The organism is Zhengella mangrovi, from assembly GCF_002727065.1.
Lineage (GTDB): Bacteria > Pseudomonadota > Alphaproteobacteria > Rhizobiales > Rhizobiaceae > Zhengella > Zhengella mangrovi.
The window spans coordinates 17,606-34,757 of sequence record NZ_PDVP01000021.1 but is presented as its reverse complement, the minus strand read 5'-3'; the positions used below and the strand labels follow the sequence as shown (position 1 = coordinate 34,757).

The window sequence follows — 17,152 nt, the reverse complement described above, 5'->3', positions numbered from 1 at the left end:
CGCGCGAACGAGAGCCGGAAGACACCCATGCCAAAGCGTACAGATATCAAGTCGATCCTCGTCATCGGAGCCGGCCCCATCATCATCGGCCAGGCCTGCGAATTCGACTATTCCGGCACCCAGGCCTGCAAGGCGCTCAAGGCCGAGGGCTACCGCATCATCCTGGTCAATTCCAACCCGGCCACCATCATGACCGACCCGGAACTGGCCGACGCCACCTACGTCGAGCCGATCACCCCGGAAGTCGTCGCCAAGATCATCGCCAAGGAGCGCCCGGACGCCCTGCTGCCAACCATGGGCGGACAGACGGCGCTCAACACCGCGCTGTCGCTGCGCCGCATGGGCATCCTCGAGCGCTACGGCGTGGAGATGATCGGCGCCAACGCCGAGGCGATCGACAAGGCCGAGGACCGCGCCCTCTTCCGCGAGGCCATGGCCAAGATCGGGCTGGAGACGCCCAAGTCGATGCTGGCCAATGCCACCGACGTCAAGGATGCCGACCGCAAGGCCCACGAGACCAAGCGCGCCGAGATCAAGGCCCGGCTTTCCGGCGACGATCTCGACAAGGCGCTCGACGACCTGGAAACCGAGTGGAACCTCGGAGAGGGCGACCGCAAGCAGCGCTACATGCGCCATGCCATGGGCATTGCCGCCACCGCGCTCGACGAGGTCGGCCTGCCCGCCATCATCCGTCCGTCCTTCACGCTCGGCGGCACCGGAGGCGGCATCGCCTACAACGAGGCGGAGTTCTTCCAGATCATCCAGTCTGGCCTCGACGCCTCGCCGACGACCGAGGTCCTCATCGAGGAAAGCGTGCTCGGCTGGAAGGAATACGAGATGGAAGTGGTCCGCGACAGGGCGGACAACTGCATCATCATCTGCTCCATCGAGAACATCGACCCGATGGGTGTGCACACGGGCGATTCCATCACCGTCGCGCCGGCGCTGACGCTGACCGACAAGGAATACCAGGTCATGCGCAACGCCTCCATCGCGGTGCTGCGCGAGATCGGCGTCGAGACCGGCGGCTCGAACGTGCAGTTCGCCGTCAACCCGGAGAACGGCCGCCTCGTCGTCATCGAGATGAACCCGCGCGTCTCGCGCTCTTCGGCTCTCGCCTCCAAGGCCACCGGCTTCCCGATCGCCAAGGTCGCCGCCCGCCTCGCCGTCGGCTACACGCTCGACGAGCTGGAGAACGACATCACCGGCGGCGCCACGCCGGCCTCCTTCGAGCCGTCGATCGACTATGTCGTCACCAAGATCCCGCGTTTCGCCTTCGAGAAGTTCCCCGGCTCCCAGCCCGTCCTGACCACGGCCATGAAGTCGGTCGGCGAGGTCATGGCCATCGGCCGCACCTTCGCCGAGTCCCTGCAGAAGGCCCTGCGCGGTCTCGAGACCGGCCTGACCGGCCTTGACGAGATCGAGATCCCGGGCCTCGGCGGCGAAGACAACCGCAACGCCATTCGCGCCGCCATCGGCACGCCGACGCCCGACCGCCTGCGCATGGTCGCCCAGGCCATGCGGCTTGGCACCACGCTCGCCGATATCCACGAGATGTGCCGCATCGACATGTGGTTCCTCGAACAGCTCAAGGCCATCGTCGACATGGAGGCCCGCATCCGCGAGCATGGCCTGCCCGGCGACGCGCAGAACCTGCGCATGCTCAAGGCCATGGGCTTCTCCGACTCCCGCCTCGCCTCGCTGACCCGGCAGGAGGAGGCCGCCGTCAAGGCGCACCGCCAGAAGCTCGACGTTCATCCGGTCTTCAAACGCATCGATACCTGCGCGGCCGAGTTCGCCTCGCCGACCGCCTACATGTACTCCACCTACGAAACGCCCTTCGCCGGCGCGCTGGCCGACGAGGCCGGGGTGTCCGACCGCAAGAAGGTCGTCATCCTCGGCGGCGGCCCGAACCGCATCGGCCAGGGCATCGAGTTCGACTACTGCTGCTGTCATGCCGCCTTCGCGCTGGCCGACGCCGGCTATGAATCGATCATGATCAACTGCAACCCGGAGACCGTGTCGACCGACTACGACACCTCCGACCGGCTCTACTTCGAGCCGCTGACCGCCGAGGACGTGCTGGAGATCCTGCGCGCCGAGCAGGCCCGCGGCACGCTGCACGGTGTCATCGTCCAGTTCGGCGGCCAGACCCCGCTGAAGCTCGCCGACGCGCTGGAAAAGGCCGGCATTCCCATTCTCGGCACCTCGCCGGATGCCATCGACCTGGCCGAGGACCGTGACCGTTTCCAGAAGCTGCTGATGAAGCTGGACCTGACCCAGCCGAAGAACGGCATCGCCTACTCGGTGGAGCAGGCGCGCCTGGTGGCCGGCGAACTGGGCTTCCCGCTGGTCGTGCGCCCGTCCTACGTGCTCGGCGGTCGCGCCATGCAGATCATCCACGACGACACCATGCTGTCCAACTACCTGCTCGGCACGGTGCCGGAACTGGTGCCCGAGGACATCAAGGCGCGCTATCCCAACGACAAGACCGGCCAGATCAACACCCTGCTCGGCCGCAACCCGCTGCTCTTCGACACCTACCTGACCGGCGCCATCGAGGTCGACGTCGACTGCCTGTGCGACGGCGAGAACACCTTCGTCTCCGGCATCATGGAACACATCGAGGAAGCCGGCATCCACTCCGGCGACAGCGCCTGCTCGCTGCCCGTCCATTCGCTCGACAAGGCGATGGTCGCCGAACTGGAGGCCCAGACCGTGGCGCTTGCCCGCGCCCTCAAGGTCGGCGGCCTGATGAACGTGCAATATGCCATCAAGGACGGCACGGTCTACATCCTGGAAGTCAACCCGCGCGCCTCGCGCACCGTGCCCTTCGTCGCCAAGACCATCGGCCGTCCGATCGCCAAGATCGCCGCGCGCATCATGGCCGGCGAGAAGCTGGACCCGGCCTTCGACCACTATGGCGACAAGCCCGACGTGAACAACATGGGCCACATCGCGGTCAAGGAAGCGGTCTTCCCCTTCGCCCGCTTCCCCGGCGTCGACACGCTGCTCGGGCCGGAAATGCGCTCGACCGGCGAGGTGATGGGCCTTGACCGCGACTATCACCTGGCCTTCGCCAAGGCGCAGCTCGGCGCCGGCGTCGACCTGCCGCGCACCGGCACGCTCTTCGTCTCGGTTCGCGACGAGGACAAGGCCGCCGTCCTGCCCGCCGTCCGTCGCCTTGCCGGCGCAGGCTTCCGGGTGATGGCGACCGGCGGAACCCAGCGCTTCCTGGCCGAGAACGGCGTCGAGGCGGAAAAGATCAACAAGGTGCTGGAAGGCCGTCCGCACGTCGAGGATGCCATCCGCAACCGCCAGGTCCAGATCGTGTTCAACACGACCGACAGCCAGAAGGCGGTCTCGGATTCCAAGTCGCTGCGCCGCGCCGCGCTGATGCAGAAGGTGCCCTATTACACCACGATTGCCGGCGCCGATGCGGTGGCCCATGCCATCGTCGCGCTGAAGGCGGGCAACCTCGAGGTCCGTCCGCTGCAGGCCTATTTCGCCTAGGCCGGGACACGGAAAACGGCGGCCGGTTGTCCGGCCGCCCGAAACCGCCTCAGTCGTTTTCCTGCCAGACCGGGTCCTTGCAGGCAAGAACCGGGCACGACCGCGTGCCGGCGACCGGGATATAGACCGGCGTCGCCACCTGCCCGGTCGGGCAGTAGCCGCCGTGCCGGACGAACCGGTCGTACAGCGTCATCCCGGACCCCGACGGCGAGGTGTAGCGCAGGATGGCGGCGCCATCGTCGTCGATGATGTCATGCACGTCGTCGCAACTGCGATGGTCGACGTTGTAGCGGTTGATCGCCTGCGCCGGCGTGGCCGCGGCCAGGCTGGCAACAAGTGCCAGGGCAATTCCGGCGAAAGTGGATGCCGGTCTGGCGTCCGCAATTGCGTCAGGATAACGATAAAGAGCATTGGAGCGACAGGCCGCAAAGCGGAAATGCTCTCGAACAGGCTTTTGCATCGGGGTACTCCTTGGCTCCCCAAGCGGGGACAATCCCTTCCCTTTCATGATGGCGCGGACGCGCGGGAAGGCAAGCCGGGATTGCATGCCGCGACGAAAAGGATCACGCCGGATTGTCACCGAGCCAGGACAGCGGCACGTGCGGCGCATCGGCCTCCACCCGGGCCAGCCATGCCGACACCGCCGGGAACCGCGACAGGTCGAAGCCGCCGCGCGTCTCCGCACTATGGGTATAGGCATAGAGGCAGAGATCGGCCGCGCTCAGACTGTTCCCCGCCAGGAACGGCGTCTTTGCCAGTTGCACGTCCATCGTCGCGAGGTTGCGATGCCCCGCGTCCAGCAGCGGGTCGAGGATCTCGGGCCGGCGCTCGCCTGCCCGGTGCTCGTAGCTGAGGATCGCAGCCCGCACCGCGATGGTCGCCTCATGCGAGTTCTGCTCCCAGAACATCCATTGGTGCACCTTGGCCTGGTCGAACCGGTCCTCCGGCAGGAACCGCGTTCCTTCCGCGAAATAGAGGAGGATGGCATTGGATTCCGACAGCACGCGCCCGTCCTCGAACCGGACCAGCGGGACGCGGCCATGCGGGTTGAGCGCCCGGAATTCCGCGCTGGTGGTCACGCCGGACCCGTACTCGGCGGCGACGTGGCGGAACGGAATGCCCAGCTTGGCGAACAGCAGCCGGACCTTGTAGCTGTTTCCGGAACTGGGCATGGAATAGAGCGTGAGCATGATCTGGCTTCCCGTGGCTGCGCCGATCATGCCGCGCGGCCCGGGCCGCGACCAGTCAAAAGACCGCACCCGTCGATCAATATTGCTGATGCCTCGGCGGTTGCGGCGGCCGGATCAGGGTGACCTTGTGTTCGGCCTTGCGCAGGGCCTGGCCATTCAGCGGCTTCCAGCCCGTCGCCCGCCCGGCGCCGATCGCGGCAGCCAGGTAGCCGCCCTGCACCCATTCGACACCGGCTGCCAGCGCGGCATCCAGTTGCGCCGCCGAGGTCAGGCCGGTCATCGAGACGCCGCAGCCGGCATCGACCAGCCGCTGCACCATGGCCGCCAGCAGCGTGCGCGCCGCCGCGACGTTTTCCAGCCAGGCGCCCGACCATTCGACGCCGAGATGAACCATCTCCGCGCCGTGTTCGCGAGCCGCCGCGATGGCCATGGCCGGATCTTCCTGCGTGATCCTGAGCGCGATGCGCACGCCCGCCTCCCTCGCCCGCGCGATCTCGGCGCCGGCCTTGCCGGCAACCGGCAGCGACAGGCGCCACACGATCTGGTCCGGCATCATGAAGGCATCGCCGGCGGCCGCGAGAAGCTGGTCCAGCGCGCCCCCGGCCAGCGAATCCGGCAGCAGGTGATCCTCGCAGAAACACAAGGAGTCCGGATCGAGAAATCCGAGGTTGGACCGCGCCAGGGCATTGGCCTGGCCGGCGCCCGGGCCGGAGGTCAGGCGCCGCAGCACGGCCCGCGCGTTCACGTTGCCATAGGGGCGGATCCGCGCGGTGGCGAAATCGGGAACCAGTTGCGTGCCACGCACGCGGAACGCCGGCTGGAAGACGGTTTCGAAGAAGATCTCGCCAAGCTTCAGCCGCGCACGGCCGGTGCCGTCGCGAACCAGTTCCGCGACCGGTCCGGCCCCTTCCGAAAACGGCGTATCGGTCACGACGGCGTGCCTCCTGCCAGCGACGGCCTGTCAGACATGGCGGCCCCTGCGTCCGAAGACGCGGGCAGGCTGCCCCCAGCCGCCCTTGAGCGATGACCGCCGATCAACGGCTGGCATCTTAGCGGCATCCGCGCCCGCGGAAAAGTCCACCACCTGCGTTGGCGCTTCGGCGGGCGCATCGGCCGGTTCGGCAAACGGCGGTTCAGGCTGCGCCGCTGCTTCGGCCTCCGGCGTTCCGCCAGCCTGTTGCGGACCGGAGAAGACGGCGAATTCGGTCGGCGCCAGTTGCGGCCTGGCCAGCACGAAGCCCTGGATCAGGTTGACCTGGCAGCTTTCCGCCAGTTCCAGCTGCCAGGGCTCCTCGATGCCTTCGAAGAGCGTCGTGATCCCCCACGACCGGAACGTCGAGACCATGCTCTTGAGCAGTTCGAACCCCGGATCGCTGTCCATCAGCTGCACGATCCAGGCGGCATCGAACTTGACGATCTCCGGCCTCAGGTCACGGATCCGGCCGATGTCGGAATCGTCGGCACCGTAGTCGTCCACGGCGATCCGGAAACCGTTGTCGCGCAGCGCCGCGGCGAAGTCGAGCAGGCCGGCCTGCGAGTCGACGCTGTGCTCGGTGATCTCGCAGACGATGCGGGCCGGGTCGATGTCGGCCTCGTGCAGCGTCAGGCGCATTTCCCTCAGCACCCGGTCGGCAATCTCCCGGTCGGTGAAGACGGAGGGATCGAAGTTGATGAACAGGTCTGTACGCTTGTCGAGGCAGCGGCCGGCGTTGAGCAGGTGGAGCGTGCGCGTCAGCGTTTCCACTTCCAGCTGGTCCTGCTCGGGTATGGACCGGAAGAAGGCGAAGGGCGAGACCGGTTCGCCATCGCGAAACGGCCGCACCAGTCCCTCGAAGGCCGCGATGACGAGCTTCCCCTCGGTGAACCGGAAAATCGGCTGGAAGGCGGAGCAGAGCACATAGGTTCCCCACACCCCTTCCGAGGTGCCATTGTCCTTGCGGATCACGTGTGCCAGGCCGATGCTTCGCGTCATGTCCTGCCCTGCCGTGCTGCCATGGCAGCCTTGGCTATTCCGGGAAAACGGACCGCCAGTGTGCCGGACAAGCTTTCAATTTCGGTTAATGTGCAACAGGGACACGCGAAATGGGCGGCCATCCCCGGCAAGCCTTGCAGTGCGATGCCCATGACGCTAAGAGCTAGCCGCGCTGAAACCAGCATCCCCGAGGCACAATCACTGGAGCCCTGCCATGGCCTTTCTTGCCGACGCCCTTTCCCGCGTGAAGCCCTCCGCGACCATCGCCGTCGCCCAGAAGGCCCGCGAACTGAAAGCCAAGGGCCGCGATGTCATTTCGCTCGGCGCAGGCGAGCCGGACTTCGACACGCCGGACAACATCAAGAATGCTGCCATCGAGGCGATCCGCCGCGGCGAGACCAAGTACACGCCGGTTTCCGGCATCCCTGAACTGCGCCAGGCCATCGCCGCCAAGTTCAAGCGCGAGAACGGTCTCGACTACGACTGGACCCAGACCATCGTCGGCACCGGCGGCAAGCAGATCCTCTTCAACGCCTTCATGGCCACCCTGAACCCCGGCGACGAGGTGGTCATCCCGGCCCCGTTCTGGGTCTCCTACCCGGAGATGGTTCTGCTGTGCGGCGGCACGCCCGTGCCGGCCGCCACGACGCTGGAAAACCAGTTCAAGCTGACGCCGGAAGCCCTTGAAGCAGCCATCACGCCGAAGACCAAGTGGTTCATCTTCAACTCGCCGTCCAACCCGTCCGGCGCCGCCTACAGCCATGACGAACTGAAGGCGCTGACCGACGTGCTGATGCGTCATCCGCAGGTCTGGATCCTGACCGACGACATGTACGAGCACCTCGTCTACGGCGACTTCACCTTCGTCACCCCGGCCCAGGTCGAACCCGGCCTGAAGGACCGGACGCTGACCATGAACGGAGTCTCCAAGGCCTATGCCATGACCGGCTGGCGCATCGGCTACGCCGCCGGCCCGATGGAACTCGTCAAGGCCATGGACATGATCCAGAGCCAGCAGACCTCCGGTGCCTGCTCCATCGCGCAGTGGGCCTCCGTGGAAGCGCTGAACGGCCCGCAGGATTTCATCGAGACCAACAAGGGCATCTTCCAGAAGCGGCGCGACCTCGTCGTCTCCATGCTGAACCAGGCGACCGGCATCAACTGCCCGACGCCGGAAGGCGCCTTCTACGTCTATCCCTCCTGCGCCGGCCTCATCGGCAAGACCGCGCCGTCGGGCAAGGTCATCGCCAACGACCAGGATTTCGTCACCGAGCTGCTGGAAACCGAGGGCGTCGCCGTGGTCCATGGCGAACCCTTCGGCCTCGGACCGAATTTCCGCATTTCCTATGCCACCTCCGACACGCTGCTGGAGGAAAGCTGCAACCGCATCCAGCGTTTCTGCGGCAACTGCCGCTGATCGCCAACGGACGGATCCGGACCTGTATCAGCGCCGCCCTCCGGGGCGGCGTTTTCCGTTTCAGCACCGGTCGAAGAAACGCGGATCGGCGCCGGCCCGTGGCCGCACCGCGATCGCCGATAGCTTGATACCCATGAATGATACACGCATTGGTTGATTTCCCTGATCAGGCAGTTCATGTGCAACCTGAAGGCCCGATGCTGGAACCGAACATTTCCATGGGTCCACGGCATCGCTCCTCATCCTCGACCTTAACCTGAAGTTGTATTTCCCTTCGGGAGCAGCCCCATGACGCCGCTCTTTCGTGCGCCGTGGCAAGACCCGTGACCCTCGTCTTCTGCCGCGCACCGCTGCGCCGAATGGCCGCCCTCGCCCGAACACGGCGCAATCGCTCTTGCGCCGGCAATCCTTTGGTGGAACCATGGCTTCACGCCGGCGACTGCCGGCGCACGCAGCGGCGGCCGGAAACCCTGGTTCCGGGAGCGAAGCGGAGGCGCCTCCGGGCGCTCACCCTTCCCGAAACCGCTGCATCCCAGACCCGGTCCTCCGCTCGCGTCCAGACGCGTGGAAAAGGAGGATTGTGCCATGGGTGAACGCGCCGGAAGCAGACGCAAGGGGCCGAAATGCATTGCCATTTGCGGTCCCTTCGCAAGCGGAAAGACGACTCTTCTGGAATCGATCCTGGAACGGACCGGCGCTATCCAGCGCGCCGCCGAGACGGGATCCGGCCACACCGTTTCGGATCATAGCGCCGAAGCGCAGGCCCATGCCATGAGCGTGGAGGCCGTGGCGGCCACGACCACGTTCATGGACGAGGATATCACCTTCATCGACTGTCCGGGCTCGGTCGAATTCGCCAGCGAGGCCGAGGCGGTGCTCGCCGGCTGCGATGCCGCCGTGGTCGTCGCGGAAGCCGATGAGAAGAAGATCCCCGCCCTCCAGCTCGTGCTCAAGCGGCTGGATGAACTGGGTGTGCCGCGCATCCTGTTCCTCAACAAGATCGACACCGCGACCATGCGCGTCCGCGACACCGTCGCCCTGCTGCAGCCCGCCTCGAACCGGCCTCTGCTGCTGCGCCAGATCCCGATCTGGAAGAACGGCATCGCCATCGGCGCGATCGACCTCGCGCTGGAGCGCGCCTATGTCTGGCGCGAACATGCCGTCAGCGAGCAGACCGACATTCCCACCGAGGAGAAGTCGCGTGAGATCGACGCCCGCTTCTCCATGCTCGAAACCCTGGCCGATCACGACGACGCGCTGATGGAGCAGTTGCTCGAGGAGATCGAGCCGCCCACTGACGAGGTCTTCGACGACCTGACGGCGGACCTGCGCTCCGGCCATGTCGTGCCGGTGCTGATCGGCTCGGCAGCCCACGGCAACGGCGTTCACCGCCTGCTCAAGGCCCTGCGCCACGACGCGCCCGACGTGTCCGACACCTGCCAGCGCCTCGGCATCGAACCCGACGGCCCCGCGCTCGCCCATGTGATGAAGACCGTCCACACGCCACACGGCGGCAAGCTGTCCGTGGCCCGCATCCTGCGCGGTACGCTCAACGACGGCGCCGAGGTGACGGCCAGCAGCGGCAGGGATGCGAGGGTGTCCGGCATCTACCGCATGCTTGGCAAGAACCAGGGCAAGGTGTCCTCCACGGCGCTGGGCGACACCGTCGCGCTCGGCAAGCTGGAGGGTGTCGCCACCGGCGAAGCGCTGCTGGCCGGCAAGCAGGCTCCCGCCGCCCTCGCCCTGCCCGGCCGCCCGCAGCCGGTCCACGCCATCGCCATCCGGGCCCGCGATCACAAGGACGACGTCAAGCTGTCGACCGCGCTCGCCAAGCTGGCCGAGGAGGATCCGTCGCTGGATATCGCCCAGAGCCCGGGTACGGGCGAAACCATCCTCGGCGGCCAGGGCGAGATGCACCTGCGCGTCACGCTGGAGCGGCTGGCCGGCAAGTACCAGGCCCAGGTGGAATCGGCCGAACCGCCCGTGCCCTACCAGGAGACGATCCGCAAGCCGGTGCAGGAGCGCGGCCGCCACAAGAAGCAGTCCGGCGGCCATGGCCAGTTCGGTGACGTCGTGCTGGAAATCAAGCCGCTGCCGCGCGGCTCCGGGTTCCAGTTCACCGACACCATTTCCGGCGGCGTCGTGCCCAAGCAGTACATCCCGTCCGTCGAAACCGGCATCCGGGATTACGTGACCTGCGGCCCTCTGGGCCTGCCGGTCGTGGACCTGGCGGTGAACCTCTCCGACGGCTCCTATCACTCCGTCGATTCCTCCGACATGGCCTTCCAGATGGCCGCGAAACTGGCCATGCGCGAAGCCATGCCCAAGGCCTCGCCCGTGCTCCTGGAACCGGTGATGAAGGTCCGGATCTTCACACCCTCTGACGCCACGGCGAAGATCACCGCGATCATCCCGCAGCGGCGCGGCCAGATCCTCGGCTACGATGCCAGGCCCGACTGGGACGGCTGGGATGTGGTGGAGGCGACCATGCCGCAATCCGGCCTGACCGGCCTCATCATCGAGTTGCGCTCGCTGACCTCGGGCGTCGCCTCCTACGAGGCGGAGTTCGATCACATGGCGGAACTGACCGGCCGCGCGGCCGATGAGGCGCTTGCCACCATCCGCGACCGGTCGAAGGCAGCCTGACCGGCACGCAGGCCACGACAACCTGGCGCAGTCCATGCGCCAGGTTGCTCAGGTCCGCCGTGGTCCTGTCCGGATCGTCCGATCCGGCCTCGTCATGTCTCGGGAGCTTGTCAGGAGTGGACACGGCGATGCCCCACAAGTGGTTCGGAAAATGCCCCCAGATCCCGAACCGTGCACCGCCGTGTCCATGAGTATTCGATAACGGATCCCGCGCCGCTGCACACGTTACAGCGGGTTACATGACCGTAACCCGCCCGTTAAAGCGTGAAGAACATCACGGCCAGGCCGTGGCAGGCCGCATTGCGGCGCCGGCTTGAGAGGGACCGTCCGGGCAGAGGGCAAAAAAAATGGCCGGATGAAAATCCGGCCACGAAAAGTGGAGTTGCCACTTGGACAAACCTCCAGAGGGGAACACTCGAGGGCGCCAATGGGAGGAGGAATGCGCCCTGAGATGATGAACATATGCACCGTCGCGGTGCCTATTACAATATCACATTGTGCATTGCACATATGCACTTGATGCATAGCTTTGCAGCCAGTGAACAATTTTTCAACGACTTAGCCGGCGCTCCGTTTCGGGATGCCAAGAAAACCGGCAGGCGCACGATGTTTGTCCCCGCGGATTGCCCGCCTTCGGGATCAGAATGGACAGGCGAAACCGGCCGCCCGGCGGATCAACCGCAGGCATCGGGAAACGGGTCGTGTCCTGGATTGTCCGGCCAGCCAACCGCCGGTGTCAGCGCACGGGGCCGGCGCAGGAGCGGATCAGTAGCTCCACTTGCGGGCCTTCGACAGCATGAAGTCGCGGAAGACGTTCAGCTTGGCCTGGTTCTTCATCGCTTCCGGGTAGCAGAAATAGGTGTCGAAGGACGGCACTTCGGTCTTCGGCAGCAGCTGCACCAGCCCGCTGTCCTTGTCGACGATATAGTCGGGCAGCATGGCGATGCCGGCCCCGCGCTGCACGGCCCGCTTGATGGAGTGCAGGTCGTTCATCTGAAGCACCGCCTCGAGCGGCTGCCCGTCCGGCCCGCGCAGGGTCTCCAGCCAGTTGAGGTTCTTCAGGTAGGCGATGACCGGCTCGCCGAAGGTGATCAGGCGGTGCTGGTGCAACTCGTCGAGCGACTGCGGCTTGCCGTACCGGTTGACGTAGTCCGGCGATGCCCAGAGATGGAAATGCACCGTGAACAGCTTGCGCTGGATGAGGTCGGGCTGCGATGGCGCCCGCAGGCGGATCGCGCAGTCGGCCTCGCGCATCGTCAGGTCCAGTTCCTCGTTGGAGAAGATGAGCTGCAGCCGGATGTCCGGGTAGAGTTCGAGGAACTCGTCGACGCGGTTGGAAAGCCAGCCGGTGCCGAGACCCACCGTCGTCGTCACGCGCAGCAGGCCGGAGGGCTTGTCGGTTGTTTCGCTGAGCCGGTTGCGGACGCTGTCAAGCTTCAGCATCACGTCCTGCGCCGTGGCGTAGAGCAGTTCGCCCTGTTCCGTCAGCACGAGGCCCCGCGCATGGCGGTTGAACAGCGTGACGCCGAGATCCTGCTCCAGGGCGCTGACCTGGCGCGAGATCGCCGATTGCGACAGGTTCAGCGTATCGGCCGCATGCGTGAACGACCCGGCCTGGGCGGCAGCGTGAAAAACCCTGAGCTTGTCCCAGTCAACAGCAGGCATGCCGCCCCTCTATCCCCCGTTCAATCCTGTTTCCGCGATACAGGTTTTCCTGTTTTCGCGCGGGGCGCAAGTCCCCGCCCGCCACCAGGAATTGAAAACGGCGGGTTTTCCCGTCTATTCGGCGGCTTCCAGCGCCACGTCCTGCGTCGCCAGCCAGCGTTCGGCCTCCAGCGCCGCCATGCAGCCCAGCCCGGCGGCCGTCACCGCCTGGCGGAACACGTCGTCGGTCACATCGCCTGCAGCGAACACGCCTTCCACGCTGGTCCGCGTGGAATCGGCCTCGGTCCACAGGTAGCCGTTCGGCTTCTGCTTCAGCTTGCCTTCGAAAAGCGACACGGCCGGCGCATGGCCGATGGCCACGAACACGCCGTGCACCGGCATCTCCGTCGCCTCGCCGGTCTTCACGTTCTTCAGCCGCACGCCGGTCACCGAGGGCGGCATCGGCGGCTTCGGCTTCTCGCCGACGATCTCGTCGATCACCGTGTCCCAGACCACCGTGACGTTTTCCTTGGCGAACAGCCGCTCCTGGAGAATGCGCTCGGCACGGAACTCGTCGCGGCGATGCACCACCGTCACGTGGTTGGCGATGTTGGAGAGGTAAAGCGCCTCCTCCACGGCCGAATTCCCGCCGCCGACGACGATCACGTCGCGGCCGCGGTAGAAGAACCCGTCGCAGGTGGCACAGGCCGAAACGCCGAAGCCCTTGAAAGCCTCTTCGCTGTCCATGCCCAGCCACTTGGCCTGCGCGCCGGTGGCGATGATCAGCGCATCGGCGGTCCAGTCCTGGCCCGAGTCGGTCGTCAGCCGGAACGGCCGGCTGTCGAAATCCACCGCGGTGACGAGGTCGTTGACGATCTCGGCGCCGACGTTCTCGGCCTGCTTGAGCATGGCCGCCATCAGGTCCGGGCCCATGATCGGGTCGGCGAAACCCGGGTAGTTTTCCACGTCGGTGGTGATCATCAGCTGCCCGCCCTGCTCCATGCCGGCGATCAGCACGGGCTTGAGCAGCGCGCGGGCGGCATAGATGGCGGCGGTGTAACCGGCGGGGCCGGAACCGATGACAAGGACGTGAGCGTGACGAGCTGCCATGGCGGCCCCCTTCGTTGTGCGGCCCCTTCCCGTCTGCCCGGCGGACCGCTCCTGATCTGGAATGCGTGGTTTGAGCGACATCTAAGGGTTGGGCGCCCCTGCTTTCAAGACCCGGCCGCCGCCTTGCCCACTGCTTTCGCGTCCTGCCGGCCTTCCGGCGGTTGGCGCAAGGCAGGTTTTGCCGTAGGAAAGAGGCAGTTGCATCCTTTTCCCAGGCAGCCCCCGCCCATGACCACCACGGCAGACCTCGACCTGACGGACTGGAAGATCCTCAAGATCCTCCAGGATGACGGCCGCATCACCAACGTGGAACTGGCGCGAAGGGTCGGCATATCCGCCCCGCCCTGCCTGCGCCGCGTCAAGCGGCTGGAGGAAAGCGGCATCATCCGCAGCTATCGCGCCCTGCTCGATGCCAAGGCGCTGGGCCAGCAGGTCGTCGGCTTCTGCCTGGTCGGCCTGCAGCACCAGACCGAGGCGGGAATCAAGGAATTCGCCGCCCGCGTGAAGGACTGGCCGATGGTCCGCCGCGCCTGGACCATGTCCGGCGAGACCGACTTCCTGCTTCACTGCGTCGCGCCCGACCTCACCGCTTTCCAGGATTTCGTCATCGAGACGCTGACCGCTGCGCCCAATGTCGATACCGTGCGGACCGCGCTGACCATCCGCCAGGTCAAGGACGAGGGCCTCGTCAGCATCGACATCTGACCGGACGGCGCGCCTGCCGGCAGCGCCCGTGCATCAGGCGTCCGGCATCCGGTAGCGGTCGAAGAGGTCCATGCGTTCGCGCATCCATCCGGGATGGCGCTCGTCGATCGCCACGACGTCATAGCGTGCCTCCCGCGACAGCAGGTCTCCGATCCGCCGCTCCGCCCAGGCGGCATCCTTCTGGCCTGTCGAAACGTCCCGGTGTTCGCTGAGCGCGCTTCCTTTCCGCGCCACGGCTGCCAGCCCGCCGAGCCAGGAGAAATGCCAGCCGCCATCGCGAACGAGCCGCCGCCGGACCAGCCGCTTCATCCGCAGGCAGGCCTTGACCCAGCGCACGGCGTCGCGGGGTCCGGGATGGCGCGGCGCGTAAACCCCGCGCAAGCCGTTGATCGTGGCGAGGCTGGAAACCCGCACCATGCGCGGGCCGAGCCGGCTCCACTTCTCCCGCAGCCGCAGGTCGAGGAAGAAATTGTACCAGTCCAGTTCGAAGCAGTAGACGTCGCGCGCGCCGATCCCGCCGGCCATGACCTCGCGCACGCGCTCGGCCCGCGGAATCTCGTCGATGTCCGACATCAGCAGCACGTCGCCCGGCCCCGCATCCGAAAGCGCCGTCCGGATCTGCTCGCGCTGGTGGATTTCCCGCTCCCAGCTCGATCGGAAATCCTTCCGCCCGTCGACGACGACATGGCGGATCTTGGGCAGGAAGGCGGCGAAGCGCTCCTTGTTCTCCGCGAAGACCAGCGGCTTTTCCCGGCCCTGGTAGGTCGCCGTCGATTCGCAGACGATGAAACAGTCCACCACCGGGTCGAGTTCGTGCAGGCGCAGGTCCAGCAGGTCCAGTTCGTTGAAGAAGTTGAAGCCGTCGTACAGGCGGGGTCTCGCGGTCATGGGCCGGCCTTGCAACTGGTGGAAACGGGATCGAAATCGCGGGCGGCAACCGCGATGTGCCGCCACTCGCCGTCGCCGGCATGGCGCAACCGGCGTCCCAGGTAGGACGCCTGCGCGAAACCGCGCCGCAGCAGGTAGGGCCAGCTCGCCGGACCCGCCTTCTCCGCCAGGCTCCGGCTGCTGCCATTGCTGATCGAGGTCCGGACCTCGAGGGGCGACGGGACGCCGTAGCGGCCGGCCATGTCCGCCTGGAAGGCAGGCGCGGGCTCCACCTGGCAGGCAGCTAGCCCGGGAACGCTCCACAGGAACGCGTCGGCCAGGCCGCAGCGCCGGCGGGCCGCTTCCACGAGCCGCGCCGCAGCGGACGGCCAGAGCACGTAGGCTGCCGCGCCGCAGCGGTCCTGGAACAGGTCCGTCAGGCTCCAGCCGCCAAACCGCGCCCGGACGGTCCGGCCAACCAGCTTGCGCCGCCCCCGGGCCTCCAGCACCACCAGGTCGACGGCCTCGAGACCGGCAAGACCGGCGAGCACCTCCGGCACTGTCCGCGACAGGATGGCGTCGTCCTCCAGCACCAGGACCGGCACCCGCCCGGCCGCGATCATGGCCCAGGCGCGCCGGTGGCTGTGGAAGCACGCCTTCTCCGTGTCGCTCAGCGGCCGTTCCCAGCTTCGCCAGTAGCGGTCGTCGCGGGGCGGATCGATATCGCCTGGCGTGCTCGCCTCCAGCCGTTGCAGGGCAAGGCCAAGGCGGGAAAGCTGCCGCTGCTGGAAGTCCATCCGCTCCGGCGCGCCAGCAAGATTGATCACCAGCGCGGATATATTATTATATTTCTCTAATATATTTATATACACGACGATTCACATCAAAAAAAGAACGCTGATCTGCGTTATCACAATATTAATGATTTCAAAATCAAATATAGCATAAGTATTTTTTGCTCTTCTTATATGCGCAAACCACAAAATGATCTGCCGCCCGGACGGAAGACGCCTGCCGCGGCAGCGCATCCCGTCCTGTCCCTCGTGCCGGGTTGCGGCGCGTTACCGTTGCGGCGACGACGGGGACCGGCTTCGCCCCGGCTGTCACAGACCGGCAGGGCGACGGCGCAACCGGGCGATTCAATGAAGGCCTGGACGGCGCCAGCCGTTGACAAATCCCGGCGATGGCGTCAGTCACCGGACAAGTTAGAAATAGCTTGTTTAGGAACCACCTTGACCTGGACCGACTACGAGGCCGATGACGGCGTCGGCGGGATCGCGACCGCCCCCTTCGGGACCTTCGCGCCCAACGCCTGGCAGCGTGCCCTCATCGCCGCGGCGCGCGGCAGCTTCCTGCATCGCGGCACGTTCCGCCGCACCATGTTCCGGCTGATCCAGGGTGGTGCGAAAAACCCGGTCGATATCGCCTTTCGCGATTGCGCCTTCCGCCTGCACGGCCAGGACAACCTGATCGAATACGGCATCCTGCTGCACCCGGCCTACAACAGCCGCGACATCGACTTCCTTCTCGAGGGCGCCTCCGGCGGCGACAGTTTCGTCGACATCGGCTCCAACATCGGCCTCTACAGCCTGCCCATGGCGCGCCGCGCCGGCGCCGGGGGCAAGGTCGTGGCCATCGATGCGAACACGCAGGTCTGCCGCCAGCTCGCCTTCAATGCCAGAGCGTCGGGCCTCGCCAACGTGCAGGTCTTCGCCGAGGGCGTGAGCGACCACGAGACCCGGGCGCGGCTGCGGCGCCGCAACGACGACATCGCCATCGTCTCCATCCAGGAGGACGACGCGGGCGGCATTCCGGTCCGCCGCCTGGCATCCATCCTCGATGAAGCCGGCGTCGAGCGCATCCATGGCCTGAAGATCGACATCGAGGGTCACGAGGACAAGGCGCTCGTTCCCTTCTTCGACACCGAGCCGGAAAGCCGTTGGCCCTCGCGCATCGTCATCGAGACGGCCGGCAACGGCGAGGACTACCCGGGCTGTGCCGCCGCCTTCGCCCGCTGCGGCTATGAACTCGCCGGCCGCACCCGGCAGAACTCCCTCTACCGGCTGAAGACAAGGGCCTGATCGCGTC

General features: G+C 66.4%; 13 protein-coding genes. 5 read left to right on the top strand and 8 right to left on the bottom strand.

The annotated features are described in order from the left end of the window. The first annotated feature begins 27 nt into the window (after positions 1 to 27). On the top strand, positions 28 to 3,513 hold the full coding sequence (gene carB / locus CSC94_RS22075; protein WP_099308551.1) for a carbamoyl-phosphate synthase large subunit: 3,486 nt from the start codon (positions 28 to 30) through the stop codon (positions 3,511 to 3,513). A 49-nt stretch (positions 3,514 to 3,562) separates the two neighbouring features. Here carB and CSC94_RS22070 read toward each other — a convergent pair whose 3' ends face one another. The 4 genes from CSC94_RS22070 to CSC94_RS22055 form a co-directional block, all read right to left on the bottom strand. Further along, positions 3,563 to 3,973: a hypothetical protein gene (locus CSC94_RS22070; protein ID WP_099308550.1), complete on the bottom strand. Its 411-nt coding sequence runs from the start codon at positions 3,971 to 3,973 to the stop codon at positions 3,563 to 3,565. A gap of 103 nt (positions 3,974 to 4,076) precedes the next feature. Further along, positions 4,077 to 4,703 (bottom strand): glutathione S-transferase family protein, encoded by a 627-nt coding sequence (locus CSC94_RS22065; protein WP_099308577.1) that lies wholly within the window; start codon positions 4,701 to 4,703, stop codon positions 4,077 to 4,079. A gap of 76 nt (positions 4,704 to 4,779) precedes the next feature. Beyond that, positions 4,780 to 5,634 (bottom strand): hypothetical protein, encoded by an 855-nt coding sequence (locus CSC94_RS22060; protein WP_099308549.1) that lies wholly within the window; start codon positions 5,632 to 5,634, stop codon positions 4,780 to 4,782. 30 nt (positions 5,635 to 5,664) lie between these two features. Continuing rightward, entirely contained in the window at positions 5,665 to 6,675 is a 1,011-nt protein-coding gene (locus CSC94_RS22055; protein ID WP_099308548.1) for an EAL domain-containing protein, read from the bottom strand. Positions 6,676 to 6,889: 214 nt separating this feature from the next. Here CSC94_RS22055 and CSC94_RS22050 point away from each other — a divergent pair, with 214 nt between their 5' ends. Together CSC94_RS22050 and CSC94_RS22045 are read left to right on the top strand one after the other, a co-directional pair. Beyond that, positions 6,890 to 8,092 carry a pyridoxal phosphate-dependent aminotransferase gene (locus CSC94_RS22050; protein ID WP_099308547.1) on the top strand — a complete coding sequence of 401 codons (1,203 nt, stop codon included), beginning with the start codon at positions 6,890 to 6,892 and terminating at the stop codon, positions 8,090 to 8,092. Between the two features lie 585 nt (positions 8,093 to 8,677). After that, positions 8,678 to 10,738 (top strand): elongation factor G, encoded by a 2,061-nt coding sequence (locus tag CSC94_RS22045; protein ID WP_099308546.1) that lies wholly within the window; start codon positions 8,678 to 8,680, stop codon positions 10,736 to 10,738. 765 nt (positions 10,739 to 11,503) lie between these two features. On the opposite strand, the gene CSC94_RS22040 is transcribed toward CSC94_RS22045, so the two are convergent. Together CSC94_RS22040 and trxB are read right to left on the bottom strand one after the other, a co-directional pair. Beyond that, positions 11,504 to 12,403 (bottom strand): LysR family transcriptional regulator, encoded by a 900-nt coding sequence (locus CSC94_RS22040; protein ID WP_099308545.1) that lies wholly within the window; start codon positions 12,401 to 12,403, stop codon positions 11,504 to 11,506. 114 nt (positions 12,404 to 12,517) lie between these two features. Beyond that, entirely contained in the window at positions 12,518 to 13,492 is a 975-nt protein-coding gene (trxB, locus tag CSC94_RS22035; protein ID WP_099308544.1) for a thioredoxin-disulfide reductase, read from the bottom strand. A gap of 228 nt (positions 13,493 to 13,720) precedes the next feature. Here trxB and CSC94_RS22030 point away from each other — a divergent pair, with 228 nt between their 5' ends. Then, positions 13,721 to 14,197, top strand: coding sequence for an Lrp/AsnC family transcriptional regulator (locus tag CSC94_RS22030; RefSeq protein ID WP_099308543.1), 477 nt, complete (start codon positions 13,721 to 13,723; stop codon positions 14,195 to 14,197). A gap of 33 nt (positions 14,198 to 14,230) precedes the next feature. On the opposite strand, the gene CSC94_RS22025 is transcribed toward CSC94_RS22030, so the two are convergent. Continuing rightward, a complete protein-coding gene (locus CSC94_RS22025; protein WP_099308542.1) occupies positions 14,231 to 15,085 on the bottom strand; it encodes a glycosyltransferase family 17 protein in 855 nt (284 codons plus the stop codon). Beyond that, positions 15,082 to 15,891, bottom strand: a complete 810-nt coding sequence (locus tag CSC94_RS22020) for a glycosyltransferase family 25 protein (RefSeq protein ID WP_133123000.1) — start codon at positions 15,889 to 15,891, stop codon at positions 15,082 to 15,084. The genes CSC94_RS22025 and CSC94_RS22020 overlap by 4 nt, the downstream gene beginning before the upstream one ends. A 405-nt stretch (positions 15,892 to 16,296) precedes the next feature. Here CSC94_RS22020 and CSC94_RS22015 point away from each other — a divergent pair, with 405 nt between their 5' ends. Then, positions 16,297 to 17,145: an FkbM family methyltransferase gene (locus tag CSC94_RS22015; RefSeq protein WP_114647874.1), complete on the top strand. Its 849-nt coding sequence runs from the start codon at positions 16,297 to 16,299 to the stop codon at positions 17,143 to 17,145. Positions 17,146 to 17,152: the final 7 nt, after the last annotated feature.